This is a genomic window from Streptomyces sp. NPDC048600, assembly GCF_055587025.1.
Map to the genome: position 1 here is coordinate 14770 of NZ_JBVJGZ010000001.1, position 26369 is coordinate 41138.

Genomic DNA, 26369 nt, shown 5'->3' on the forward strand with positions numbered 1-26369 from the left:
CCCCTGCGGGAGCGCGTCCCCGGCCCGCAGCGGACGGCGGGTCAAGCCGGGCAGCCCGTACTGCCTCCTTGGGCCGGGCGCCGCGCTGACCGTCCGAGCCCGGTCTCCGCCCCGGCGGGCAACTGAAGGCCGCCGTGTCACAGCAGCCGGACTCCTCACCCGGCGGATCCGCATCACGACCGAGCTGAGCCGCCCGGTCGCCGTGCCACCGCGTCCGCCGCTTTCGTCGGGCCTGCACCGGCCCACGGCCGGCTCATCGTCAGGTCGTGGCCGGCCTGTCCACGGGTCGGCCGTGCCCTGCGACAGGCTGCACCACTCGACTGCGCAGGACCGGCGGGATTGCGCACGGCGGCTGCGCAGTCGGCCCACGACTCTGCGCAATCGGCCCCCTGGGTCGCGTAGCCGCTCGCGCAACCCGACTGCGCATCGATGCGCAGCCCAGGCAGTGCTCGGACAGCGGGCGGAGCCGCAGGGACGGCCCGGCACGCACCGGCCTGCGCCGACCCTTGGTCAGACCACTGCCTGACCATGGTCTGACCGGTGCCCTCACCATGGCCCGGCCACGGGCTCTCACGGACTGCGCAGACCCGACTGCGCAGCAACGGCGGAAACCTGCGTCACGCGACTGCGCAGCCAATCGACGACCCTGCCCAGTCGACCTGTGTCGTCGGCCTGTGTCGTCGGTGTGTGCAATCCTCTGCGCAGACTCTGCGCACTCGTCCTCCCGTTGCGCACACCCTGCCAGCGACTGCGCACCGGCGTGACGACCCGGCCGCGCTGACTCTGTCCCCCGGGTGTTCGGGCCGCCTGTGCGGAGAGGAGGCCAGGATGGTGCCCGCACGGGCCTGCGCCGCCCTGGGCGCCCATCCGGCCGACCGGCACCGCACCATCACCGTGGCCCGGACGCCCGGGACCGGGCCACGGCGCGTGATCGCTGTCGACGGCAAGGCACTCAAGGGCTCAGCCCGGCTGACCTCGCCTCGCCGTCATCTGCTCTCGGCGGTCACCCACAGCCCGGTCGTGACCCTCGCGCAGGCGGAGGTCGGTGCGAAGACGAACGAAACCGGAAGCAGGTTCAGGATCAGCTCGATCGCAGCCACGCCGGTGACCAGGTTCAGGCCGGGGCCGGTACGGGGTGAGGTGGCAGCAGCGTTGCGGAGAGAACTCGCATCACGCCACGTCCTTCGGCGGGAGCCGCGTACTGCCGCCCTCGAGGGTGATCTCGAGGCCGGCGGCGGCCACGTCGACGGACGTGGCTTTCAGGCCCAGCGGATAGGTCCGGTCGGTGTGCTCGGACAGCCTGTCCTGGATGCGCTCGACCATGCCCGCTGACGCGGGACGGCCCAGTACCTCGGCGCTGTCGACATGCAAGACAACCCGTCCCTCCTGGATTTCCGGGCGCAGAGTCGCCCTGCCGAGGCCTCCCTGACCGAGCGTCAGGGTGAGGGTGTCCGCCGCCTCGTCGCAGTGGACCGCCGAGACGGGGAGCCGTCCACCGGAGTCGCCGGACGGACTCTGCAGCGAGCCGGCCGGAACCGCTACGTCCGCCTCGATGCGAGCGACGGTGGCGCCGTCGCCGTCGAACCGGACGTCTCCGAGCCGGACTGCGACGGACACGTCGGGGATACGGCCGAGGGTGGCGTCGTCGCTGCTGACGGTCACCGCGTCGATGTGCCGCTCCACCAGTGCGGCCAGCGCCGGTCCGCCCTCGATGTCGACGTCGCTGCCAGAACCGAGGGCCGGTCCGGCCGCGCGGGCGATGCGGCTCTCCAGCAGTGCGCGGGCGCCGACTTCGGCGACGGCGGCGGTGAGCAGCAGCGCTGCCAGCGCGACGCAGGCGGTGACGCGGCGGCGCCTTCCGCGGATGAGGAGTATTCCGCTGGTGCGTACGGGGCCGAGAACGGGCCTGACGTTCGGGCGGGGCGGACGGGGCGCAGGCCGGGTGATCATGTGCGCTCCCCCGAGGCCACGGCAACCGGGGCCGCCTCCTGAGCGCGGGTCCCGGGGCCGGGCGGCACGGCGGCTTCGGCGCCCTCGGGGTCCAGACGGGGCAGAAGGCGGTCCAGCCACCCCGGCAGCCACCAGTTCGCCCGGCCGAGCAGATACATCGTGGCGGGCACCAGGACCAGCCGTACCACGGTGGCGTCGATGACGACGCTGACGCCGAGCCCCAGCGCCAGCATCTTGATCACCACGTTGGTGGAGAGCAGGAAGGCCAGGAAGACGCTGGTCATGATGAGTGCTGCGCAGGTGATGACCCGCGCCGTGCCGGCCAGCCCCACGGCCACGCTGAGGTGGTTGTCCCCGGTGCGCAGCCAGGACTCCCGGATCCGGGAGAGCAGGAAGATCTCGTAGTCCATGGACAGGCCGAAGACGATGGCGAACATCATCACCGGTACGTACGACTCGACCGGCACCGGTTCCGGGACGCCGAGTGGCGAACCACCCCAGCCCCACTGGAACACGGCGACGACCACACCGTAGGCGGCGGCGATGGACAGGAGGTTGAGCAGGGCCGCCTTGAAGGCGACGAGCAAGCCGCGGAAGACGGTGAGCAGCAGCAGGAAGGCCGCGGCGACGACGACCGACACGATCACCGGAAGCCGGTCCACCATGATGTCCCGGAAGGTGAGTTGGGCGGCGGTGACACCGGTGACATAGCCGTCGGCGCCGGTGCCGGAGAGGGCCTCGGGCAGCGTCTCGTCCTGGAGACGGTGCAGCAGGCCCGCGGTCGCCTCGTCCTCGGGGCCGGTCTCAGGAGTGACGGTGGCGGTGAGCAGCGCTCGGTCCGCGGTGGCGACCGGGGTGGAGGCTCGGGCGACACCGGGAGTGGAGGAGAGGGCGTCGTGCAGGCCGGACGACAGGCGCTCGATCTCGCCGGGGCTGTCCGTTCGATCCGGGTTCAGGGCGGCTACGACCGTGAACTGACCGTTGGCGCCCGGCCCGAAGCTCTCAGAGACCAGGTCGAAGGCTCGACGGTCGGTGTAGTCGGCCGGGTTGGCACCGGCGTCGACGTGCCCGATCCGCATGGATGCGGTCGGCACGGCGAGCACGACGAGGATCAGAGCGCCGAGGACGAGGAACAACCCGGGGCGGCGGCCGACGGTGCCGGCCCAACGGTGCCAGGCGTCCGTGCCGACGGAGGTGCTGCCTGTCCTGGCGGCGCGGTCGGCGCCGGACTGCCCCGCGCCCGCGGGCGGTTCGGGCCTGGTCGCCCGCTCGGACTCGCCGGCCTCCGAAGTCCCGCGCCCACACTCCACGCTCCGTACCACCGCGGCCCCCTCCGCCACTCCTGTCTCGGAGGGGAGTACTTCCGTACCACCCGGTTCACCTGGATCATCCGGTTCGTCGACCGGACGCCGTACGCTCCACCGGTCGATCCGGCGCCCCGCCAGGCCGAGGAGCGCCGGGGCCAGCGTGAGCGCGGCGACGGCCGACACCGCGACGGTCAGGCCCGCGGCTGCGCCGAGGCCGCCGATGAAGCCGACGCCGGACGCGTACAGGCCGCCCAGGGCGACGGCCACGGTCGCGGCGGCGACGATCACCGCCCGTCCGCTGGTGGCCACGGCCCGGCCCGCGGCCTCGGCCGGGTCGTCGAGTTCGCGCAGCAGACGGCGGTGCCGGGTGATCAGGAACAGGGCGTAGTCGATGCCGACGCCGAGGCCCATCATCACGGCCAGCGTGGGCGCGGCCGTCCCGAAGGTGAGCGCGGCGGCCAGCAGCCCGAGCAGGGAGATGCCGGCCAGCAGCCCCACCACGGCGGTCAGCAGCGGGAACCCGGCGGCCGCCAGGGAGCCGAAGCCGGCCAGCAGCACGACCACGGCGGTGGCGAGCCCGATGCCCTCCGACAGGAAACCGGCCGTCTCGGGCCTGGCGAGTTGGCCGAGCGGGCCGCCGTACTCGACCTGGATGCCGTCGGCTCGCAGGCCCTCCACCGCGTCGTCGACCCGCTCGACGTACGACGTGTCGAACCCGACGGGGTTGTGCGTGAACCGGACGGTGACGATGCCGGTGGTGCCGTCGGCGGAGACCGCGCCGGGCATGGTGAGCGGGTCGGACACCGAGATGACCTCGGGGAGGCGGGTCAGCTCGGCGACGGCCGTGTCCACGGCGGTCCGGTGGGCGTCGAGCCGTCCGCTCGGCGCGTGCAGCACGACCTGCGCCGCCGTTCCTCGTACGTCGTCCGAGCCGTGCCTGTGCAGGAGATCCGCGCCGGTCTGGGCGGACGTGCCGGGGAGCGAGAAGTCGTCCTCGTACGTGCCGCCCCAGGCGCGGTCGGCGGCGACGGCCGCCGACAGGACCAGCAGCCAGAGAGCGAGCACCCGTACGGGCCTGCGCGCGCACACGCGGCCGAGCCGGTGCAGCGAGCTGGCCGGCGGGAGGGGGGCCTGTTTCATCGCGTCGGTCTCGCCCGCTCCCGCTACCACTGCTCGGACCGCCGCTCGGCCCACTGCCGCACCTGGTCGCCGTACTCGCCGTCGAGTGCCTTCTCCCGGATCTCCTGCCGCTCCTTGCGCCGCTCTTCTCCGCCGAGGCCGCGCAACTTCTCGATGTCGTGCCGCAGTTGTCCGGGCAGCGCCTGGTACTGGGCCCGTGCCGCGGCGGCCCGGATGCGCACGCGAGTGCCGTACTCGCCGGCGAGGGCGTCCCGCCAGATCCGTGCCGCCGCCTCGGGTCGCCGGGCGGGCTCCAGGGAGCGCAGTTCTCGCAGGTCGGCGCGGAGCTCCGGGGGGAGTCGGCGGGGCAGCGGGCTGACGTCGGTGCCGGTGACGACCGGCTCGCCGGCCGGGGTGTCGTCGGTGAGCGGGTCGGCGTCGGTGAGCAGCATGGCGGATGTGTCCACCACGGTCGGGGTGCCGCCGCCGTGGGTGGAGCCCGCGGCCCGTACCAACCCCGTCACCAGTCCCGCGGCGAGCAGCGTCACGGCCGTCGTGCGCAGGGCGCGAACCGCAGGGTGCGGGGCGCGTTCGGGTGGGGCCGTGGTGCGTGTGCTGTTCACGATGGTGTCCTTCCGTTCCTCGGTGTCGGTGCCAGCGTTGCGGCTGCCTGCGAGCGGAAGGTTCGGCGAATGTTCGGGCGATGTAAGGATCGGACGGCACGGCGGGGCGGGCGCGGACGGCCTGGTTAGCATCGGGGGCATGCCGAACAGCAAGGGTCTCGTCCTGGTCGTCGAGGACGAGCGGCACATCGCCGATCTGCAGCGGCGCTATCTGAGCCGGGAGGGCTTCGGCGTGCACGTCGAGTCCGACGGCTCGGCGGCGCTGGCCGCCGCCCGCCGGATGCGTCCGGTGGCGATCGTGCTGGACATCGCGTTGCCCGGGATGGACGGTGTCGAGGTGTGCCGTCGGCTGCGCGAGGACGGCGACTGGACTCCGGTGCTGTTCGTGACCGCGCGCGACGAGGTCGCCGACCGGATCGTCGGCCTCGAACTGGGCGCCGACGACTATCTGACCAAGCCCTTCTCACCGCATGAACTGGTCGCCCGGCTCAAGAGCGTGCTGCGGCGCGCGGCGGGCCCGCCGCAGGAGCCAGTGCGCCGGATGGGGCGGCTGACCATGGACACCGGCCGCCGCACCCTTCACGTGGACGACGGCCCGGTGGAGCTGACGACGACGGAGTTCAATCTGCTCGCCTTCCTGCTGCGCCACCCCGGCCAGGTGTTCTCCCGCGACCAGCTGCTCGCGCAGGTCTGGGGGCAGGCCGGCTACCGGGACACCCGCGTGATCGACGTGTACGTGTCGCAGGTGCGCTCCAAGCTCGGCGACGCGAGCCCGATCCGCACCGTCCGCGGAGTCGGCTACAGCGCGTCCGACCCGACAGCCCGATGACGACCGGCGACGCCCGGGCGGACGGGCGTGCGGGACCGGAGCACACGGGCGTCGCGCACCGCCGGAGCACACTCACCCGCCACATGATCGTGCTCACGACAGCCGTGGCGGCCGTGGCGGTGGTCCTGACCGGCCTGTTCGCGTGGCGGATGATCCGTACAACGGCTCAGGCCCAGGAACGAGACCGGCTCGCCGACCAGGCCCAGGTGCTGGCCCGGACCCCGGCGCTCGCCTCGCTGATGCTCGGCCGCCAGGAACGGATCACCGGCTCCAGCGGCCCCGCACTGGCCGTCGTGGGCCCCTCGGGCCAGGTCGAGGGCCCGGCGGCGGACGTGGTCGGCGCGGACCGGCGCCGGGTCCTGCTCGCCGGGGGAACGGTGTCGACGACCGCGTACCTGAACGGGCAGGAGGTCCTGGTCGAGGGCGTGCCCACGCCGAGCGGCGGCGGGCTGGTGCTGACCCAGCCGATGGACACCGTGGACCAGGCGTCCGCCCGTATCCGCGGCGCCCTGGCGGTGCCGCTGGTGCTCGGCCTCGCCGGCGCGGCGGGGGCCGGTGCGCTGCTCGCGCGGCGGCTGGCCCGGCCGCTCACGTCGGCCGCCGCCACCGCCCACCGGCTGGCGGGCGGCGCGCGCGGGCTGCGCGCGGACGTGGGCGGACCGGCCGAGGTCGCGGAGGTGGCCACGGCCCTCAACACCCTGGACGCGGCCCTCGGCCGCAGCGAGAACCGCCAGCGCGACTTCCTCCTCTCCGTCTCCCACGAGATCCGCACCCCGCTGACCACGGCACGCGGCTACGCCGAGGCCCTGGCGGACGAGGTGATCACCGGCGAGGAGGTCCCGTCGATCGGCCGCGTCCTGACGTCCGAGATCCAGCGCGTGGAGGGCTTCGTGGGCGACCTGCTGGCCCTGGCCCGCATGGAGGCCGACGACTTCCGGCTCGAGGTGACCGAGGTCGACCTGGACGCGCTGGTGGCGCAGACCGCGGACGTCTGGGGCCCGCTGTGCGCCCGCCACGAGGTCGACTTCCGGGTGGAGCTCGCGGACCGGCCGCTCCCCGTCACGACCGATGCCTTCCGGGTCCGCCAGCTCATCGACGGTCTGGTCGAGAACGCCCTCCGGGTCACCCCGGCGGGCCGTCCCCTGGTCGTCGCCGTCCGCCCCGGCGGCTCGTACGGCGCCGTCGTCGAGGTCCGCGACGGCGGTCCCGGCCTCACCGACGCGGACACTGCGGTGGCCTTCGAACGCGGCGCCCTCACCACCCGCTACCGCGGCATCCGCCCGGTGGGCAGCGGCCTCGGCCTCGCCATCGCCCACCGCCTGACCACCCGGCTCGGCGGCACCATCACCGCCGGGGGCCGCGCCCCGGAGGGCGGCGCGTGCTTCACTGTCCGCCTGCCGGGGCACGGGCGACCGCCTGCCTAGTGCTTTGACCGGCATGGTTCACCGGGTTGCTGGTCGCGGCCGAGACTGGTGAGCCGGTTGGATGTGGTGACACATTCGATCCGGCAAGGTGGGGATGCGGTGGCAGAGCCCGTTCGCATGCGCAGACTGACCGACCAGGAGGGGCAGCGGCTGCAGCAGATCGTGCGCCGGGGCAGCACCAACTCGATGCGCTGTCGGCGCGCGATGATGCTGTCGGCATCGGCCGGCGGGAACCGCGTGCCGATGATTGCCCAGCTGGTGCAGGCAAACGAGGACACGGTCCGCGACGTGATCCACCGGTTCACTGAGATCGGCCTGGCCTGCCTGGACCCGCGATGGGCGGGAGGCCGTCCCCGCCTGCTCAGTCCTGACGACGAGGACTTCGTCGTGACGACGGCCACCACTCGCCCGACCAAGCTCGCCCAGCCGTTCACCCGCTGGTCGTAACGCAAACTCGCCGCTTACCTGCGCAAGGTCCACGGCCGGGTGATCCGGATCGGCCGCGAGGCTCTGCGCTGCCTGCCGGCCCGTCGCGGCATCACCTTCCAGCGCACCAAGACCTGGAAGGCGTCCACCGACCCCGAGTATGACGCCAAACTCGACCGGATCGAGCACATCCTGGACAACTTCCCCGACCGGGTTTTCGCCTTCGACGAGTTCGGACCGCTGGGAATCCGCCCAACCGGCGGATCCTGCTGGGCGAGCGGGGTCGCCCCGACCGGGTTCCGGCGACCTACCACCGCACCCACGGAGTCACCTACTTCCACGGTTGCTATTCGGTCGGCGACGACACCCTGTGGGGCGTCAACCGGCGTCATAAGGGCGCCGCCAATACCCTGGCCGCACTGAAATCGATCAGGTCAGCGCGCCCGGACGGCGCGCCGATCTACGTGATCCTGGACAACCTCTCCGCGCATAAGGGGACGAAGATCCGCGCCTGGGCGAAGAAGCACAAAGTTGAGCTTTGCTTTACCCCGACGAACGCCTCCTGGGCGAACCCCATCGAGGCGCACTTCGGACCGCTACGGCAGTTCACCCTCGCCAACTCCCACCACCCCAACCACACCGTCCAGACACGCGAACTGCACCGCTACCTGCGCTGGCGCAACGCCAACGCCCGGCACCCCGACATCCTGGCCGCCCAGCGACGTGAACGCGCCCGCGTCCGCAGCGGGCGGGGCATCCGCTGGGGCGGCCGACCACTCCCATCAGCAGCGGCCTAACCACCGAACCGGTGTTTACCGCGGTCACGGCCCCAAGTCGGCGCGGACGAGCCGGATTGCGGCTACTGGGTCCGCGGATCGAGTGACGGCCCGGCCCACGACGATGTGTGACGCACCGGCGGCGATGGCAGCCCGCGGTGTCCCGGGTCGGGCGTGCTCGGATTGGGATTCACCGGGCAGCGTGACTCCCGGCGTGACGATCAGGGAGCTGGAACCCAGTACATCCCGAAGCTGCGCGGCTTCCTGCGGCGATGCGATCACGCCATGGCATCCAGCGCGGTTCGCCAGCCGGGCCAGGCGCAGCACCTGCTCCTCGGCCGAGGCATTGACCCCGAGGTCAGCGAGATCGGAGCTGGTCATGCTGGTGACGACGGTGAGGGCCAGCACACGCAGGCGAGGAAAGTCGCGGGCTGCGGCGACAGCGGCGGCCATGATGTCGGTGCCACCCATGCCATGCACCGTCACCATTGACGCACCCAGTGTCCCTGCCACACGGACCGCGCCGGCAACGGAGTTCGGGATCTCGAAGAGCTTCAGGTCCAGGAACACCTCATTGCCCTTGGCAACGAGGTACTTGATGAGATCAGGTCCCGCCGCAGTGAGCAGCTCCAGCCCGACCTTGTAGAAACGGCACTCATCACCCAGACGGTCGACGACCTCCTCAGCCGCTCGACGGCTGTCGAAATCCAAAGCAACGATGATCCGACTGGCTGACTCCACAGCGCCATTGTCACCCACCACGCCGATCGATTCATGGCCGGGTTGACCCGACACCACCGACCGCCCACCCGGTGAACCTTCCCGCTCACAACACTCGCGAGCCCGGCCGTTCCAACGCCGTCTGCAGCGGGCCAAGTTCGAGCAGCAGGTCACCCTGGAGGAGTTCGACTTCACCGCCTCCTCGAAACTGCCCGCCGCCCAGATCCGCGATCTCGGCGCTCTGCACTGGCTGCATGCCGGTGAGTCGGTCATCCCCTTCGGACCGGGCGTTATCAACGGTTTCGAATGTGGATGCACAATTCTTGCACGTCAGACGGTTGATGAGATTGCTGGCAGGTGGGTCAGCGCAGGCTGGCAAGTTCGTTGACGTAGCGAGTGGGGGTGCCAAGGAAGAGGTCGGGCCGCGCGTGGCCGTGGGCGATGTTGAGTGTGTCGAGACGGTAGGTCCATTCACCGCCGCATGGACCGGTAAAGCGGTAGTTGATCTGCCAGCGGAGCCACTCGCCGCGGGCAAGTCGAACGGCAGGAGGACGCCGCCATCTGCGCGGCATGCCGAATGGCGTCGCGACCAGCTGAACCCGCAGAAGCCCATCGACTTCCCGCAAGAGCACGCCGGCGTCCGTGCTGGAGTCGGGCAGGTCGTGCGCCACAGCCCGGGGCTGGAAGTCTTCGGCTTCGCGCATCCGGACCTCGTGCATGAAGGGTGGCGAGCTGAGCGGCAGCGGGAACGCCGTAGGGGTCGCATTCCGACGTGCGGCTTTGAGCCCGCCGCGGGATTGCTTGGTCCATGACGTGCGAACCCACTGCACTACTGTCTCCACGAGCCCGATCCTGCGGCATGCCTGTCCCTGGCCGCTACTCCGTTTCGGCGGGAGCCGTCCGTGACAGGCCGCGGCGGGCGAGTTCGCGTCGAAGGTCGAGGTTCTCGCCGTGGGCTTGTTCGAGGGCGTCTCGCAGGGCCTCTACTTCTTCTCGGTGCTGCTTCTTCAGGCGAGCGATCTGGCTGCCCTCGCGGTTGCCGGGGCCCGCCGGGCCAGGACCCTGCGCGGCCGGCGGCACCGGGACGAGCGGGGAACCCGGGATGAGCGGCTTGCCGTCTGGACCGACGAGGCCGTGCGGGACGCCTGGACCGAGCGGCGCCGGGTCGCCGGTGAGCTGGAGACCACCGTGCTGGCCCGTACCGCCGACATGGTCGCCGAGGCGGAGAACGGTCACCTCGACGCGACCGCCGACCGGGCCCGCGAGGCGCTGGCCGCGATGCGTGCCCTTCTTGACACGGTCCGGCGGACGGAAGCCGTCCTCTCCGTCGTCGTCGGCGCCCTGGTCAACGCCACGGTCATCGGCTGGTGCGCCCGCGCCCTGCGCCGGGGCAGGCAGACGGACTCGCCACGGCCCAGCTAGCGGGCCGCAGCGAGAACGTGAGGCGATGACCCTGCGGGTCAGCTGCCGCTGATCGTGATGGTGAAGTCCGTGATCTGGACCGAGTTCGGGAACGTACCGATGAGCGTCGGTGCGCCGGTGAGGATGTCGATGCTGTAGAAGGACGCCCTGCCGTTGTACGGCGTGATGGTGGCGAAGGCGGTGTTGGCGGTCGTCTTGCCGTTGGTGAGGGTGCTGAAGATGTCGTAGCCGGCGTCGAGGTTCGCGTCGAAGCCGAGCAGGCCGGTCGGGACGAGGCTGCCGGCGTTCGGAGGCGACTGGATGGTGATCTGGTCGTTGAGGGTGTCCACGTTGGTGAGCGTGGTGCCGGTGGAGCCGACCAGGTCGTTGTTCGTGTACGCGGCGCCGGTCACGCCGGTGGCGGCCGTGGTCGCCGGCGGGATGTTCAGGCTGCTGTCGGTCGCCGTGGCGCCGTCGTTCAGGTTGTGGCGCAGGTTCTGGCCGTTGTTGCTGATCACCCGCAGCCGGTCGGCCGCCGGGTTGAAGTCGATGTCGAAGGTGGTGCCGTAGAGCGCGACCTGGAGCTGGGAGACCTTGGTGACGACCACGTTGTTGCTGGTGCCGGGCGGCGGGGTGGTGATCGTGTAGATGCCGCCCTTCTCACCGAGGCCGTACATGAGACCGTTCTGCACCCGGTGGTCGATACCGACCAGCCTGGTGTCGCCGCTGAGTCCGGTGACATCCCGGACCCAGTTGAGGACCCCCGGGGTGTCGGTGGAGAAGCTGGCCATGGTCAGGCCGTCACCGGTGATCCCGAACGCCTGCAGCTTGGGGGTGGCGGTGACGGCGGCGGAGCCGGAGCCCGGCGAGGTCACGATGAGCGCGGTGGCCGCGGTCACGACGGCGACGGCGGTCGCGATTCTCTTCCGGGTCCCGGATTTCATGGCTTTCAGCATTGTTGGCCTCCCGTTTGAACGCAGGTCAGTGGGTGGCCCGCGCCCCGCGAATTCGAAGTGGTCCCTTTTCCGAATCGGTCCCCCTCGGGCGGCGGGCACGGTTCTCATTAAGCCGAGGCCACAGCCCGCTCACAAGGGAATCGAGCCACAAGTACACCCCGATAAACGAACTTTGCGCACTCTGACAAACACCGTGCCCGCACACCCTTCACGGTTTCACCCGGAGTGATAAACGGGCGTCCCGTTTTCGCCTGTCGGCACCTTCGCCCTGGGTGGCATGCTCGCGACCATGGGGAGCCTCTTCGCCGAACTGGCCCGCCAGGCGTCGACCAACGCCCGCCGGGAGGTAGAGACATACACACGCGAGATACGGGAGTTCGGGTCCCTGGACACGAACCGCCGGGCCAGGAACGAGACCCTGGACTACGCGCTCTGGTTACGCCGTCGTACGGTCGAACTGGCCCCGGACAACGGCATGCTGACCGACGACGACCTCGCTTTCATCGCGTCGATGGGCGAGGTACGGGCCGAGGCGGGCATGTCGCGGGACTCGCGCCAACTCGTCCTGAGCATCCACACCGAGCTGATGCTGCGCGAGATCAACGAGGCGACGGACACCCTGCGTGGGGGTGACCTCGACGAACTCATGCGCCTCATGCGCTGGTTCGCCCCGCAGGGCGAGCGCGGCATCCACGCCTACCGCGGCGGCTACGAGTCGGTGCTGCGCCGCCGTATGCCGTACGCCGAACAAGCCGCCATGCTGGCATGGGCGTTGCTGTCGGAGAACGGCGCGGCGGCGGAGCTGGCCCAGCTCGCCGACATAGAACTAGCCGACGCCTACACGGTGTTGGTGGTCCGGGTCCCGGGCCGCCCACCGGACGACCGCGACCTGGAGAACGACATCGAGGCCCTGCTGAAGACCCACCGGGTACCGATGACGTGGCACACGGAACGGGAGCCCGCCGACGCCCCAGGCACGGGAGCGGACAGCCGAGAACTGATCGCCCTGATCCCGGACTCCGCCCCTGCCGCACTGCCGGATTCCGCCCCCGAACCCGCCGTAGCCACCCTCGTCCCGGACCTCCTGCAGGACTTCGCCGACGCCCTCGGCCGCCCCTGTGCCGCCGGTGCCGCCACTGCGCCGGTGACCGGCCTGGCCTCGGCGCTCGACCGGGCCCGGCGGATCAGCAGGGCGGCCCCGCTGCGGACGTCGGCCCGGCTGAGACCGCACACCCTGGCCGACGTGTTCGTCGAACTGGCCGTGGCGGAGGTGCCGTTCGTCGACAGCTGGCTCCGCTCCACGGCCCGGCTCCTGGAGACGGGCCCGGACCTCTTCGTCACCCTCGACGCCTACTACCGCCACGACATGAACCGCGGCCCCGCCGCGGCGGCCCTCAACATCCACCCCCGTACCCTCGACTACCGCCTGCGCCGCGTACGCGAACTCACCGACCTCGACCCGGGTTCTACACACGGCGTACGGGTCCTGACCGCGGTAGTCGCCCGGGACCTGTCGGGAGCGTGGCGCTGACCCGCAAGGCTTGGCCCGCAGGGCATCGCAGGTCGGGCCGCTGGTGTGGGTGGAGATTGACGCGCTCGTGCCGGTCTCGGACGTGATCATTAGCAGGTGATCGTCTGCCAGGGGCCGGTTCGCGGCTCCTGGGGGCGGTCCGCGCGAGGCGTCTCGTATGTTCCGCAACGTGAGGGAGGCGCATGGTGGACGTGCTGACATGCACGATCAAGCGGCGGATGCGACTGACCGAGGCGGTGGACTGCCGCAGGTCCCGAAGCCACGCCCGGCGAGCCGAGAGTGGCTTCGGGACCTGCACCTCCTCTCTCTCGCCGTGCGCGGCGGACAAGGCGATGGTGTCGGCCTGCAAGGCCGCCTACACCACAAGTGGGCTACTGATCAGGAACTACAGTCAGGGCTACACCGCCTACGACTATCTGCTGACCGCGCCGGACCTCCTGCCGTGCCCGACCATCTTGGGGACTCGTTGTTGTCCCGTGTGGAGCACGTCGACGCCTACGACATGGGGCTTGTCGCTCATCAGGTGGGCCGGTTGCCGCAGGCGGCCGCAGCGCTCGAGCGCGCCCGCGAGGGCGGCGCGGCGGGCGCGGACTTTCAGTCGGCGATCGTGGTCACCGTTCGGCGGAGCGTCGGCGGACGGGCAGCCGAACGGCAGCGCCTCGCTGGCTCACCTCATCGAGGCTGCCGTGGCGTATCCAAGCACCCCGGCCGGTAGGGGAGTTCGTGCAGATGATCATGCCAGGCGGCCCGGGAGAGCAGGTGGGGATAGCGGGCGCAGACGGCCTTCGCCGGATCGGCCAGTGCGGACACGTCCCACAGGTGGAGCCGGGCGCCACCCGCCGCGAGGGAGAAGCCGTCGCGGCTGAAGGCCAGGGCGTGCACGATGCCGCCGTCGACGAGCAGCGGATCACCGATCTGCGTCCCGGTGTCCGGGTCCCACAACCGGACACGGCTGTCCTGCCCACCGCTGGCCAGCAGGCCCGTACGGCTGAACGCCACCTCGTTCACGGTCACCCGGTGTCCGGTCAGCGGCTTGCTGAACGGGCGGCGGGCGGCCACGTCCCAGAGCCGGACCGTGCCGTCGGTGGCGCCGCTGGCCAGCCGCTTTCCGTCGGGGCTGAAGGCCAGGGAGGTGACATCGCCGGAGTGGTCCGTCATCGGTTCCCCGAGCGCCCGTCGCCCGGCGACGTCCCACAACTGGATCTCCCCGAACCCGGAGCCCGAGGCGAGCACTCTTCCGTCGGGGGAGAACGCCAGCGCGTGCACCCTGCCTCTATGGCCCAGCGGGTATGTTCCACCGCCGGGTCGATGCGCGGGGAGCAGCGGTTGCAGCGCACGGTGGGTTGCCGTGTCCCACAGCTGGACATCGCCCTGGACGTCGAAGCGGTTGAGGTCCGTGTCTCCGGTCGCGAGGAGCTTCCCGTCGGGGCTGAACGCGACCGCGCCGATCGCTCCCTCCAGCGGGGGGCCGGTGGGCCGCCAGCTGGTGGTGTCCCACAGCCAGGCGGGTCCCACATCACTCGTGGCCGCGAGCGTCGAACCGTTCTTGCTGAACGCCACGGAGAACGCCTTGCCCATACGTCCGGTCAGCGGAGCACGTGCGGGGCGCCCGGTCTGGGGGTCCCACAGGTGGACCGCGAGGGTCGCGCTCCCGGACGCCAGGATCTCTCCGTCAGGGCTGAAGGCGGCCGAGAGGACCTGCTGGGAACCGTCATCCATCGCGGTTTCGCGAGGGCGGAGCAGCTCAGGGTCCCACAGTCGCACCGTTCCGTCGTCCGCTGCCGAGGCGAGGGTTCGGCCGTCGGGCGCGAAGACCAGCCCAGTGAGGGAGCCGACATGGCCGGCGAGCGGTTCGCCGATCGGCAGCCCGGTGCCGCGCGCGTCGAGCAACTCCACCTGCTGGTCATCGGATCCGGTCGCGACGAGGGAGCTGTCGGGGTTGAAGGCCAGAGTGGTGATGGAACCCATGTGCTGGGTGCGCAAATCCCCGGCCTGGCGGCGAGTGGCGACATCCCACAGCTCGATCCCCGGCAGCTCGTTGCCCCCGCGGTTCACGGCGAGCCTGCGCCCGCCCGGGCTGAAGACAAGATGCTTGACGGGCGCCCTGCCGTCCGCGGGCAGATCACCGAGGCGACGACCGGTTTGTGCGTCAGACAACCGGATGCCGCCTCGGTCGTCCGCCGCGGCGAGGAGCCTGCCGTCGCCGCTCAGGGTCAAAGGACCGCCGAAATCGGGGAGTTCGTCGGTGTCGAGCAACCGCGGCCGGGGCCCGCGCAGGTCCCACCGCGTGAGCACACGGTCGGACGAGGAGGCCACCAGGGTGCTGTCCTCCGGCGCGAACGCCAGAAGGGAAACATGCCGTTCTTCCCCGGCAGGTGCGCCGGACGGCCGGGGAAGCGACACCGGGCTGCCCACGGGACGGCGAGTGGCCATGTCCCAGAGGATGACCGAACCCCCGTGGTGCCCCGAGGCAAGGAGCCGGCCGTCCGGGCTGACGGCCAGGGCGGACGGCGTGGCGTAATCGGCCCGCGGCTGCGGCCCTGCGCGCCGTTGCCCGGCCGTGTCCCAGAACATGATCCGGCCGTCGAACCCGCTGGTCACCAGAGTGGTGCCAGCCGGGTCAAAGGCCATGAGCGAGCCGCCGTATCGACCGCTGGGGATCGTGCCGCGCCGTCGGTCGGCGGCGGCCTGAAGAAGTGCCTTCCGCGTCTCGGGCAGGCCTCCCGCCCGCTCCTGCGCGGCGACCGCCAGCAGTTGGGAGGTGACCGGGTCCGCATCTGCGAGGATCTCGCTCTTCTCGGCGATCTCGACGGCCTCCCTCGCCCTACGGTCGTCCGCCGCCTGTCGCCGCAGCGCCAGGAACACGGTCACCCCGACGACCATCAGCACGAGGACGACGGTCAGGACGGCGCCCGAGCGCCACTGCCAGGTCCTGCGATGGTGCTCGGCCGCCTCGACGAACTGCCTTTCGGTTTCCGAGGCATACGCCTTGTACGCCACCAGGGCGTCACGGTGATTTTTGAGCGCGGCTCTACGCGGCAGGAACCCGGAACGGTGGCCCGAGCGCTCCCACGCGGCACGTTCCCGTCTGATTTCGGATCGCCAGCGCAACAGGTCACGATGTGCGTCGAGGTGGGCCCTGGCCGAGGTCCACTGGGCGAGCAGGGTGTCATGGGACAGCGCGGCCATGGGCTCGCCGCTTGCGCCCGCGCTGATCACCACCAGCCGGTAGTCCGGCTGGGCCAGCAGCTCGGCGGCCTTCCAGCCGTCCTCGTCGAGTTCGCCGCGAGCGGCGAAACGCCGTAGGAAGTCACCGTCTCCGGCGCCCGGCTCCACCAGATGCAGCAGGAGCCGCTCAGACGCCTCCCTGTTCTTGTTGGTCAGCCCGGCCCAGATCTGCTCCACGTGGGCGCTCAACCAGCCTTCGGGCCCGCTGAGTTCACGGTAGTTGGCGGTGGTCAGCAGTCCGTTGCCGGTCTGCCCGTGCCACATACGGGTCAGCAGCGCCTGGACGTCGGGCAGTGTCTGACGCTGTCGCACGATGTCCTGCACGATCAGATCGAGCAGCCCGTCCTCGAACCGCGCGATCCCGCTGCGCAGCGGGCCTTCGAGCACATCCGTCAGCTGCTCCGGGGTCATCGTGCCGACCCGGACCACCGCGTTCCGCACGGTGCCCTGCCAGCCGGGCAGGCCGAGCACTGTCTCCAGCAGGTTCTCGGTCACGGCTACGACGACACGAGCGGCCGGGGTGCCGTCCTCGCCGGGGCCGTCATCGGTGGCGAGCCGACGCAGCTCGGCGGCGACCCGCCGGAGCCTTTCCGGCTCTGTTGTTCCTTCCCCGGGCTTGCCGGCGGTAGGACTCAGCAGCAGCTCGAACTGGTCCACCACCAGGATGAGCCGTGTCAGGCCGGCGCCCAATTCGCCCAGGACACGGCCGACGAGGGCCGCGGGCCGCAGGGCGACGAGTGCATCGGCCAGCTCCTCCTGCCGGGTCCGGACGTCCACGGCCCCGGGATCCGTGCGGCTCACCACGGCCGCGGCCAGCGCGTGGCGCAACGTCTCATGCAGATGAGGCTGCAGGACCAGCACCGCCGTCCGGTCGTCCTCCTCCAGCCGGGGCACCACCGCTGCCTGGAGCAGGGAGGTCTTGCCGGCGCCCGACATGCCCGTGACGATCGTGATCTCGGAGGTGCGGACGGTCCGTACCGTCTCCGTCGCCAGCTCCGCCCGGCCGAAGAAGACGGCGGAGTGCTCGGCGGTGAACGGCAGGAAAGCCCGGTAGGGACAGGCCTGTTGGTACTCCGCCCGGAGATTCGTCCAGGAGTCGAGGACGGTCTTGCCCTTGATCGCCTGTGCGTACCGTGCGATGTCGGGGCGCGCGGCCTGGCTGACCAGCCCGATCACTCGCCCGGTGGCCCTGTCCCACACCGGAGTGCCGCTGAACCCCTGCTGGATCACACACCCGTCGTCCTGCGCAGGCCTGCCGATCTGCAGCCGGTCTTGATGCACGTCACCCTCGATGGTGCCGTTCACCCAGGCCGGCTGGTCCTTGAACTGCCGCTGGTAGCCGTACACGGCGACCGGGTGGTCGCCCACGGCGTCGTCACGGGCGAGCACCAAGGGCCCCGCCCCCTCGGGCAGCGCGTGCTCCAGGAGCAGACCGGCCACGTCGCCTTTGCCGTCGGGGAGCATCGCCGTCCAGGAGGCGACCCGGGCGCTGAGCAGACGCCCCGGTTCCCGCAACGGGAAGTCGAGGAAGACCGGCTCCTTGGGCGCCTCGGGGTACGTGTGCGGCAGTCCCAGCGCGGTTGCCACCACATGGGCGCAGGTCACGACCTTGTCGTGGGCTGCAAGGAGTCCGAACCCCACCGGTCGTCCCCGCTGGTCCAGCAACCGGACCAGTCCGGGCCGCATCGCGTCCGTGGCCGCCCCTGTCCGGGCCGACCCGTTGGTCCTCCCCGTCATCTCGCGTGCCGCTGCCTAACCCGGCTGCGGGGAATCAGAGGCGGGCAGCGATGGACCGTCCGCGCCGCCGGGCCGCTGCCACTGCAGGGTCACCGTCAGATGGGTCTCGCCCGTCGACTCGGCGATGACCAGGCCGGCCTTCGCCGACAGCTTCAGTCCGAACTCCACCTGCACCGAGTCCGGCGGCCGGGTCCCGGACCGCAGCCGGGTGAGCACCTCCTCGGAGAAGGACCGCACACGGTCCAGTCCGTCGGAGAGGCTCTCGGGAAGCCGCGTCACCGCGTCCTGCCTTCGGCTCACCGGCCCGAAGGTGTCCTCGTCGTCCTGTGAGGTGACCTCGACGGACATGAACTGCTCGTCACCGAGCGGGACTTGAAGATACCGTGCCATGCAGCCGTCCTTCCCCCGTACGGGCGGAGCAACCCCCGACTCGGCTTTCCCGCCGACGCATCCGCGCAACGTTCTCCGACGGCGCGGTGGACTTCCCAGACGCGGCAGTCTCCGCAGGTGCCATGGACTTCCACAGCGCAACGTTCTCCAACCGCACCGTGTACTTCGGGGACTGGTTGTACCTCACCGGCAGGACTTCCGACAGTACGGTGATCTTCGGCCCCGCCATGTTCTCCGGCGGCGAGGGGTCCTTCGAGCAGGCGAGAGGTCCGGCTCCCGGGGGGCTTCTTGCCGTCGTCGGCATAGCGATGCGGCCGAGCGAAGCCCGCAGCAGTACGACGATGCACACCGCCACCGCACCGATACGGTCCACGGGCGCCAGACCCTCGACCAGACGGGCCAGCATCACCTGGATCGCAGCCCCCCAGCGCACCGCCGTCGTCGTCGCGGACTCGGTCCGGCCTCCTCCCCGCTGCAGCGGAGAAGGGCATTGCATGCAGCAAGCCGTCATGCGGAGAGCTGCCAGCAGCAGAAATCCCTGTGCTCGATGCGGACATATCCTGGGAGGCTGGGCGGGTGACCGAGACGACGCCCTACGACGCCGACCGAGCCCGATTCACCCGCCAGGCCCTGGCACGCCTGGTCGTCTGCGACCACGCCGTGGACGTCGCCGACCGCGCGGCAGCCATGGTCGCCACCGAGAACGACCCCGACACCGGTCCCGGCGGGCGGGTCAGCCAGGCATTCCAGCTCATCGAACTCGCCGAGCGCGCCCTGGTCTCGGCCGTGATCTACGAACGCGAGCGGGGAAGCTCCTGGACGCAGATCGCCCAGTACCTGGACATCGGCCCCGAAGAAGCGGAAGCGCGTTTCGCCCCGCACCTGGACAGCTGGCACACAGCCTTCACTGTCCCCTACCGGCTCGACGACACCGGCCGAAAGCGCATCCCGCAGCTGCCCACGGCAGCGTACGACCCCGCCTGGGCCTGCGAGCATCTGGACCGCTGGGCCTACCTCCAGCGCATCGGGACCGACGCCGTGAGCTCCGGCCTGTCCATGGCCGTGCCGCAGAAGGAATCCCCCCTCAGCCACCCCGTAGCAGCGCCCGATGAGACAGCCCCTGCGCACGATTGCACCGCAGGCTCGCCGACACACCCGGCCAAGGCCTACCCAGCCCCCTCACCATGACCGGTCAGGCGAAGAGGGCCGTGAGGGCTGCGGTCAGGGCGGCGGCCAAGGTGATGACGGCAGCGAATGCGGTGGCGGCGCGGGTGAGGGCGGTGGGGTAGGTGGCTCCGTCCATGCGGGCTAGCTTGCCCGCGCCAGCGCCGGCCAGCACTGCGACGACGGTGACGAGTGCGGTGGTAAGGAGGACAACGGCAACGCTCACTGCAGGCTCCCTGTACCCGATGGGTGTTGACAGGGTCGAAGGTCGCGGAACGGCTGTGCGCCATGGTTCACGGGGACGATGATGAACACGGGCGAACACACCACCCCGGGGGACGACCGCATGGACGACGGGCCAGACCACCGCAGTCCGGCACATGCCGGACTGCGCAGGAGACTCGACGAGGGACGGGCTCGGGCTGGACTGGATCAGACGCAGCTTGCGAGGCAGGCGGGTCTGGGGCGGACGACGGTGTCGAAGGCGCTCTCGCCGACCGGGGCTGTGCCGTCGGTGGACACGGTCACTGCGCTGGGCCGTGCGTTGAGGCTGCCGGTGGGTGAACTGCTTGAGTTGCAGCGGGCCGCGGCGGATGAGGCGGGCGCGCCCCGGGCAGATGCGTCAGGGCCGGGCAGGCCGATCGGCCTGTGGGGGCCGCATGAGCTGGAAGTGCACCCTGCCGGATCGGGCGCAGTCGTTGCGGGCGGCGGCGGGGTGCGAGCTTTGCCTGGGTATGTGCCCCGCCTGCACGACCAGGTGCTTGCCGGCGCGGTGAGAGATGCTGCAGCCGGCCGCAGCCGGATCGTGGTGCTGGTGGGGTCGTCGTCGACGGGGAAGACCAGGGCGTGCTGGGAGGCGGTGCAGTCGCTCGCAGCGCAGGAATGGCGGTTGTGGCATCCCTTCGACCCGACCCGCGCCAGGGCCGCGTTGGAAGAACTGCACCACGTGCGGGCGCGCACGGTGGTGTGGCTGAACGAAGCCCAGCACTACCTCGGCGACCCCGACGTCGGTGAGCAAATCGCGGCGGCCGTGCACCGGCTGCTGGGCGATGAGCAGCGCGGGCCAGTTCTGGTCCTGGGCACACTGTGGCCCGAGTACGCCAAAAAGTACACCGCCCTGCCCGCACCGGGCGAGCCCGATCTTCACAGCCGGGTGCGGGAGCTCCTGGCCGGTCGCACGCTGACCGTGCCCGACGCCTTCGGCACCACTGCTCTGACCGCGGCCGCAGCCCTGGCCGACAAGGGTGACCGGCTGCTGGCCGACGCCCTCACCCGGGCACGGGACCACGGCCGGGTGGCCCAGGACCTCGCCGGCGCCCCGGAACTCCTGCGCCGCTACGAACAGGCCACCCCCGCGGCGAGAGCCTTGCTGGAAGCGGCGATGGACGCCCGCCGCCTCGGCGTCGGCCTCCACCTCCCGCACGCCTTCCTCACCGACGCCGCCCCCGGCTACCTCGACCGGCACGACTACGAACAGCTCACGGGCCACTGGGCCGAAGCCGCCTACGCCGAACTCGCCCAACCGGTCCACGGCAAACAGGCACCCCTGCGCCGCACAACCGCGCGCCCCGCACAACACCCACCCGCGCCCACCGCCCAAGCCGCTCCCACAACTCTGCCCGCGGGAGCGGTGTTCCGGCTCGCCGACTACCTCGAACAGCACGGCCGCATCAGCCGCCGCCACCTGTGCCCGCCCGCCTCCTTCTGGCACGCCGCCCACACACGCATCACCCACCCCGACGACCTGCACAACCTCACCCAGGCCGCCAAGAACCGCCACCGCCTGCAATGGGCGCACCATCTCCGCCTCCGCGCCGCACACCACGGCAACGCCGCTGCCCTGTCCCGGCTGGCGATGATGTGGGAGCGGGCCGGGGACCGGAACAGGGCCGAAGCGCTGGCCCGGCAGGCCGCCGCCCACGGCGACACCGGAGCTCTGGTCCGCCTGGCCGAGAAGCGGGAGGAAACCGGGCGCCGCAAGGAAGCCGAAGCCCTCGCCCGGCAGGCCGCCGACCAGGGTGACACCACAGCGCTGTACCGCCTGGCCGAGGGGCGGGAGAAGGCCGGTTATCGAAAGCGGGTCGAAGCCCTCTACCGGCAGGCCGCGGACCACGGCAGTACCGCCGCCCTGATCCGCCTGGCCGCAATGCGGGAGGCAGCCGGGGACCGCAAGCGGGCCGAAGCCCTCGCCCGGCAGGCCGCCGACCACGGCAGTACCATCGCTCTGAACCGCCTGGCCGCAATGCGGGAGGCAGCCGGAGACAGAGATGGCGCCGTAGCCCTGGCCCGACAGGCCGCCGACCATGGCAGCACCACCGCCCTGAACCGCCTGGCCGAGATCCAGGAAGCAGCCGGAGACAGAGAAGGCGCCGAAACCCTGGCCCGGCGGGCAGCCGACCACGGTGACACCAGAGCTCTGGTCCGCCTGACCGAGATGCGGGAGAAGGCGAGGGACGGGGAAGGAGCCGAAACCCTGGCCCAGCGCACCGCCGACCACGGCGACGCCGACGCCCTGTACCACCTTGCCGCCCTGCGGGAGTCAGCCGGGGACCGGGAAGCCGCCGAAGGCCTCTACCGGCAGGCCGCCGAACACGGCAGCAGCGACGCCCTGAACCGCCTGACCGAGATGCTGGAGGAGACCGGGGACCGGACGAGAGCTGAAGCCCTGGCCCGGCAAGCCGCCGACCACGGTGACACAACCGCCTTGCACCGCCTCGCCGAGAAGCGGGAGAAGATCGGGGACCGGAAGCGGGCCGAAGCCCTGGCCCGGCAAGCCGCCGACCACGGTGACACAACCGCCTTGCACCGCCTCGCCGAGAAGCGGGAGAAGGCCGGGGACCGGACAGGGGCCGAAGCTCTCTACCGGCAGGCCGCCGACCACGGTGACACCAGAGCCCTGTGCCGCCTGGCCGAAATACGGGAGGCAGCCGGGGACCGGGAAGGCGCCGAAACCCTGGCCTGGCAGGCCGCCGACCACGGTGACACAACCGTCCTGATCCGCCTGGCCGAGATACGGGAGAAAGCCGAGGACCGGGAGAGTGCCGAAACCCTGGCCCGACAGGCCGCCGACCACGGCAGCACCTCCGCCCTGTACCGCCTGGCCGAAATACGGGAGGCAGCCGGAGAGCACGTAGGAGCCGAAACCCTGGCCCGGCAAGCGGCCGACCACGGCAACCCCTACTCCCCGCAGCTCGTCGGGAGACTGTGGCCGCACGGCCTAGATCCGGACGGTACTCCAACACGCCCATGGCAGTAGTCCACGCCCCTCCAGGCGAGCCCTGGTCGGGCGGCCGTTTGCGTCCCGGCGGCCGGCGCGGTGAAGTCGGCCCTCGGCCGTCACGGCTGGAGGCCCTGGCCGGATGTGGGGCAAGAGACTCGTCCCCTCACCACGCAGGACACGGTCCAAGGGCTTCCGCGACGGGTACGCTCTCGATCAGACCCTCGAAGCCAGACGCGCCCACAAGGCGATTCCCGACACCATCGAGACGGAAGAGCCCGGCGCGGTACTGGAACTGAAGGCCGCGCTCAACAAATCCGAACAAGCAGCCTGGCCCCGAGCCCGCAACGGTGGATCATCTCCCGGACCGCCCGTTGCGCGCATGGGTGAGCGCTACAGGCGCCACAAGAATCGGCGTCCGAAGGCGCCCTCAGTACCCATCCGCGATCCTGATCGTGAGGAGGTGGCGCTCGTCGACCTCCGGAGGCACCGTGCACTGCAGGTGCTGCTGGATGGCTCGCACAGCGTTCGTGTACGCGTCGGCACGGTCACCGTTGTCGATCGCTGCGCGAGGTCCTGCGAGTTGCTCGAGGGCCTCAGGCCGCGTGCCGTAGTCGCTGTCGGAAAAGAGCGGGTCGAAGGAGGAGAGGATCTCGCCGTACTCGGCATAGGTGATCCACGCGCCTGTTTCGCCGTCCCTCAGTGAGAAAGCCACCGTTCCAAGGGATGCCGACTTCACGATGTCGTCCGCCGCGAGGCAGGGGCCGTCGGGCTCGATCGCGAATGACCAGCCGGCGTGTTCACCGGCTCTCAGTACAGGGCCGTCGCTGGCCAGCACGCCGCTTGCTTCGAGCACGTCGAAGTCCACGTCGGGCAGGTCGTCCGCTTCGAGATCCTCGCCCAGAGCCTCGATGTGCGCGATCTCTGTGCGAGTCAGGGCGACTGGGTGGAGACCTTCGCCTCCTGCCCGCGCCAAGAGATCAGCGGGACCGATGCCCTTGGCGAACAGGGCACAGTAGCCGAACTGGTAGAGCTCTCGGCTCGGGAAGATGTCACTGGTCACGGTGTGCACCCCGTCGGATTCCATCAATCGGTTTGAGCCGTCGCTGGCCGGCCCTCGGAGCTGGCTGGGCCGGCCAGTGAAGTGGATATGGCAACTACAGCTTGTTTCCTGCGTCCACCCAGTATCCGTCGCCGCCGAGGAGGCGCTGAGCCTTGGTAAACCGGCCCAGGTCGCCGCCAACGCCCTCGTTCTGGTTCTTCGGCATGCTGGCACGGGCGCACTTGGCGTTCGCCGGGGGCATCTTGCCCTGCTTCAGACCAGGCCACGTGAGTGAGAGGCGGTGCGCTACTTCGCCGTGCCGGTGGTTGCCGACGATTCGGGTTCCTTGTTCACGGTGACCGGCGCGCCCGCCGTGGTCGCCAGCCCCGGCCGGGCCGAGACGCCAGCCTCGCCGTACACGGTGGCTGTCCCCCACGGGGAACTGGCCACCGCGGCCAGCGAGTTCCTCGCCGCCTGCCTCACCGGCCGGCGCGGGCGGGACCGACCGCTACCTCGCCCCCGGCATAGCGCTCGCGCCGGTCTCCCCCGCCCCCTACACCGACGTCGCCGTCGAGCAGGTGTCCGCCGCCCAGGAGACCGCAGCAGTCGAAGAAGTCCCTTCCGACAGGACGAGGGTGCGCGTCCAAGCGGCGGTCGAAGCCCGAGACAGTGCCGGGCGCTGGCCGCTGTCCTACGAACTCGACCTCACCGCCCGCTCCGGCCGGTGGGAGATCTCCGCCCTCCCCGCCGCAGAGGCATCCGGGAACGGAGGCGCGCGATGAACACACCGGAATCGATCGTGGCCGGGAGACTGGACAACCTCGGGGACAGCTGGATCACCATGCTGGAGGACTGGGCCACCAAGGGCCTCGGCGCGGGCCTGCTCGGCCTGGTCGTGATCCTCATGATCCAGAAGGTCAGCCTGAAAGCGGGCATCGGCGCCCTGCTGCTGATGATCATCGCGCTGGGTCTGTACAACTCCCGCAACGACCTCGCCGACATGTTCGAGGACGAGGTCAAGAACCCCGCCCAGGGCGCACCAGCCGTCCCGGGCCCCGCCCAGCAGCAACTGCCCAGCCTCTCGCGTCAACCACCGATCGCTGGAGGCTCGCTGTGAGCGCGGCGGCGGGACGGGTGGCCGCTACTACACGACTGCCCGGCGTCATCCGTGGGTGCTGGGCAAGGTCGCCGACTGGCGCATCCCCCTCGGCCCCTTCACCCCCGCGCAGATCACGGTCGCGGTCGGCGGCGGCTTCCTGCTCTTCAAGACGATCAGCTGGTGATCCTGGACGGGCCCCGTCCCGGTCGCCGTCTGGATGCTGGCCGTGTGGCGGTCCGCCGTCCCACGATCCGCGGCCGCGCACGCCTGCAGGCGATGCTCGGCTGGATCCTCCTCGCCCGCCAGCCCGCCGGCGGACGCATCGGCGGCCACCCGGCCCGCGACCGCAGCCCACGGCTGCTGCTCGCCGGCTTCACCATCGAGGACACCCCCACGCCGCGCCGGGCCTCGCTTGCCAGGCCGGCCCCTGCAGTTCGGCGGACGCCGGAGCGGTCCGCGCAGGGCTTGCGCCCTCGCATGACTGCTGCCGCGCCGGTCGGCCGTCCGGCAGCGGCGGCCGCTGCACCGGTGTGGGGTCCGGCGTCGGGTGTCCAGCGGCTGCTCGCGCAGACCGAGCGCGGTGGGGGTGGTGTGCGGTGAGGGTGCCGATCCGTCACATCGCCGGACACCTGGTGTGGTCGACGCAGGGCAGCGTGTGGGCCGTCTACCGGCTGCACCCCGGCCCGGATGAACACGGCCGCCGGGAGGACGCCGTCCCGGGCACCCACGTCCCGGCCCAGGCCCGTGACGAGCGGCTCGCCAAGGTGACGCATCTGGTGCGCTCGCTGTCCGGGGCACCCCGGCTGATCGGCCTGTGCGCGCAGGCCGATCCCGGTGAGATCGCCCTGCGCATGATCGAGGGCATCGAGCCCGGCCACACGTCTGCCCCCGGCGATGCGCATCCGTGGGTGGAGAACGTCGAAGCCGCCTTCGACCTCCTCGACGGGCAGGAGATGCACCACGGCAGCCTCTGGCTCGCAGTCCCCCTCGACGCCCAGGCGACCGGCCTGCGCCTGTCGGCGTCGCTGGGCTCGGCGGCCACGAGGGCCGTTGTCAGTGGTGGTTGGCAAGATTGCGGCCATGAATGTCACTCCTGTCACTCCGCCAAGGCCGATCGACGTTGTCGCGGTCTTTCCCCAACTGGCCCCGCTGGCCCGCACGGCGACCCGCCTGCACCCCCGCCCTGGGGCGCCGACGTGGCACGACAGCTCCATCGGCGGACCGCTGCTGTGGCCCGCTGAGGAAGCGTGGCCGCACTGCGAGGAACCGCATGAGGTGGACGGCATCAACCCAGCCCGGTCCCCGGCGGAACTGCGGCTGGAACGAAGTATCTTCGCCGCCTCGCACGGCCGGGACCTGACTCCGGAGGAACGGGAGACTCTCGAGCGGATCCGGCCCCCTCAGACGTATCCGGTGAGGCTGGCGGTCCA

Annotated in this window: 17 protein-coding genes and 4 pseudogenes; 12 read left to right on the forward strand and 9 right to left on the reverse strand. The window is 71.1% G+C overall.

Annotation, left to right across the window (positions count from 1 at the left end; all coding sequences use genetic code 11):
- Positions 1–1170: 1170 nt before the first annotated feature.
- The 3 genes from ACZ6SQ_RS00045 to ACZ6SQ_RS00055 are packed head-to-tail and all read right to left on the reverse strand — an operon-like array spanning position 1171 to position 4999.
- Positions 1171–1950, reverse strand: a complete 780-nt coding sequence (locus tag ACZ6SQ_RS00045; protein ID WP_469554736.1) for an LmeA family phospholipid-binding protein — start codon at positions 1948–1950, stop codon at positions 1171–1173.
- Complete coding sequence (locus tag ACZ6SQ_RS00050; RefSeq protein WP_469554739.1) at positions 1947–4397, reverse strand: MMPL family transporter; 2451 nt, start codon at positions 4395–4397, stop codon at positions 1947–1949. Before ACZ6SQ_RS00050 ends, ACZ6SQ_RS00045 begins: the two co-directional genes overlap by 4 nt.
- Positions 4398–4420: 23 nt before the next feature.
- Positions 4421–4999 carry a hypothetical protein gene (locus tag ACZ6SQ_RS00055; protein WP_469554742.1) on the reverse strand — a complete coding sequence of 193 codons (579 nt, stop codon included), beginning with the start codon at positions 4997–4999 and terminating at the stop codon, positions 4421–4423.
- Between the two features lie 139 nt (positions 5000–5138).
- Between ACZ6SQ_RS00055 and ACZ6SQ_RS00060 the strand changes: the two genes are divergently transcribed.
- From ACZ6SQ_RS00060 to ACZ6SQ_RS00070, 3 genes and pseudogenes are all read left to right on the forward strand, one after another.
- Complete coding sequence (locus ACZ6SQ_RS00060) at positions 5139–5828, forward strand: response regulator transcription factor (protein WP_469554746.1); 690 nt, start codon at positions 5139–5141, stop codon at positions 5826–5828.
- 83 nt (positions 5829–5911) lie between these two features.
- Positions 5912–7252 carry a sensor histidine kinase gene (locus ACZ6SQ_RS00065; protein WP_469554749.1) on the forward strand — a complete coding sequence of 447 codons (1341 nt, stop codon included), beginning with the start codon at positions 5912–5914 and terminating at the stop codon, positions 7250–7252.
- 99 nt (positions 7253–7351) lie between these two features.
- Positions 7352–8475 (forward strand): annotated as a pseudogene (locus ACZ6SQ_RS00070) (IS630 family transposase).
- Positions 8476–8499: 24 nt separating this feature from the next.
- Here ACZ6SQ_RS00070 and pyrF read toward each other — a convergent pair.
- Entirely contained in the window at positions 8500–9195 is a 696-nt protein-coding gene (gene pyrF, locus ACZ6SQ_RS00075; RefSeq protein ID WP_469554752.1) for an orotidine-5'-phosphate decarboxylase, read from the reverse strand.
- Between the two features lie 109 nt (positions 9196–9304).
- On the opposite strand from pyrF, the pseudogene ACZ6SQ_RS00080 reads away from it, so the two are divergent.
- Positions 9305–9460 (forward strand): annotated as a pseudogene (locus tag ACZ6SQ_RS00080) (ATP-binding protein); the annotation flags it as partial.
- Positions 9461–9536: 76 nt separating this feature from the next.
- Here the strand turns inward: ACZ6SQ_RS00080 and ACZ6SQ_RS00085 are convergent.
- Complete coding sequence (locus ACZ6SQ_RS00085; protein ID WP_469554756.1) at positions 9537–10016, reverse strand: hypothetical protein; 480 nt, start codon at positions 10014–10016, stop codon at positions 9537–9539.
- Positions 10017–10125: 109 nt separating this feature from the next.
- Between ACZ6SQ_RS00085 and ACZ6SQ_RS00090 the strand changes: the two genes are divergently transcribed.
- Positions 10126–10596, forward strand: a complete 471-nt coding sequence (locus ACZ6SQ_RS00090; RefSeq protein ID WP_469554759.1) for an SCO4225 family membrane protein — start codon at positions 10126–10128, stop codon at positions 10594–10596.
- Positions 10597–10634: 38 nt separating this feature from the next.
- On the opposite strand, the gene ACZ6SQ_RS00095 is transcribed toward ACZ6SQ_RS00090, so the two are convergent.
- The gene (locus tag ACZ6SQ_RS00095) at positions 10635–11519 is read right to left on the reverse strand and encodes a DUF4394 domain-containing protein (protein WP_469554762.1); all 885 of its coding nucleotides are present in this window, start codon (positions 11517–11519) and stop codon (positions 10635–10637) included.
- 301 nt (positions 11520–11820) lie between these two features.
- On the opposite strand from ACZ6SQ_RS00095, the gene ACZ6SQ_RS00100 reads away from it, so the two are divergent.
- Positions 11821–13062 (forward strand): PucR family transcriptional regulator, encoded by a 1242-nt coding sequence (locus ACZ6SQ_RS00100; protein ID WP_469554765.1) that lies wholly within the window; start codon positions 11821–11823, stop codon positions 13060–13062.
- A 672-nt stretch (positions 13063–13734) separates the two neighbouring features.
- Here the strand turns inward: ACZ6SQ_RS00100 and ACZ6SQ_RS00105 are convergent.
- Both ACZ6SQ_RS00105 and ACZ6SQ_RS00110 read right to left on the reverse strand, forming a co-directional pair.
- Positions 13735–17931, reverse strand: coding sequence for an nSTAND1 domain-containing NTPase (locus tag ACZ6SQ_RS00105; protein WP_469554769.1), 4197 nt, complete (start codon positions 17929–17931; stop codon positions 13735–13737).
- A 111-nt stretch (positions 17932–18042) separates the two neighbouring features.
- Positions 18043–18417, reverse strand: coding sequence for a CU044_2847 family protein (locus ACZ6SQ_RS00110; RefSeq protein WP_469554772.1), 375 nt, complete (start codon positions 18415–18417; stop codon positions 18043–18045).
- A gap of 576 nt (positions 18418–18993) precedes the next feature.
- On the opposite strand from ACZ6SQ_RS00110, the gene ACZ6SQ_RS00115 reads away from it, so the two are divergent.
- The 3 genes and pseudogenes from ACZ6SQ_RS00115 to ACZ6SQ_RS00125 all read left to right on the forward strand — a co-directional run bounded on the left by ACZ6SQ_RS00115 (position 18994) and on the right by ACZ6SQ_RS00125 (position 22837).
- Complete coding sequence (locus tag ACZ6SQ_RS00115) at positions 18994–19605, forward strand: hypothetical protein (RefSeq protein ID WP_469554775.1); 612 nt, start codon at positions 18994–18996, stop codon at positions 19603–19605.
- A 322-nt stretch (positions 19606–19927) separates the two neighbouring features.
- Positions 19928–20149: pseudogene (locus ACZ6SQ_RS00120) on the forward strand (helix-turn-helix transcriptional regulator); the annotation flags it as partial.
- Positions 20150–20353: 204 nt separating this feature from the next.
- Positions 20354–22837: a hypothetical protein gene (locus ACZ6SQ_RS00125; protein ID WP_469555741.1), complete on the forward strand. Its 2484-nt coding sequence runs from the start codon at positions 20354–20356 to the stop codon at positions 22835–22837.
- Between the two features lie 391 nt (positions 22838–23228).
- Here the strand turns inward: ACZ6SQ_RS00125 and ACZ6SQ_RS00130 are convergent, their stop codons facing one another.
- Complete coding sequence (locus tag ACZ6SQ_RS00130) at positions 23229–23861, reverse strand: DUF6461 domain-containing protein (protein ID WP_469554779.1); 633 nt, start codon at positions 23859–23861, stop codon at positions 23229–23231.
- A gap of 757 nt (positions 23862–24618) precedes the next feature.
- Here ACZ6SQ_RS00130 and ACZ6SQ_RS00135 point away from each other — a divergent pair.
- The 3 genes and pseudogenes from ACZ6SQ_RS00135 to ACZ6SQ_RS00145 all read left to right on the forward strand — a co-directional run.
- Complete coding sequence (locus ACZ6SQ_RS00135; protein ID WP_469554781.1) at positions 24619–24957, forward strand: hypothetical protein; 339 nt, start codon at positions 24619–24621, stop codon at positions 24955–24957.
- A 210-nt stretch (positions 24958–25167) separates the two neighbouring features.
- Positions 25168–25539 (forward strand): hypothetical protein, encoded by a 372-nt coding sequence (locus tag ACZ6SQ_RS00140; protein WP_469554783.1) that lies wholly within the window; start codon positions 25168–25170, stop codon positions 25537–25539.
- A pseudogene (locus ACZ6SQ_RS00145) lies at positions 25536–25973 on the forward strand (ATP-binding protein); the annotation flags it as partial. The gene ACZ6SQ_RS00140 and the pseudogene ACZ6SQ_RS00145, both read left to right, overlap by 4 nt.
- Between the last annotated feature and the right edge of the window lie 396 nt (positions 25974–26369).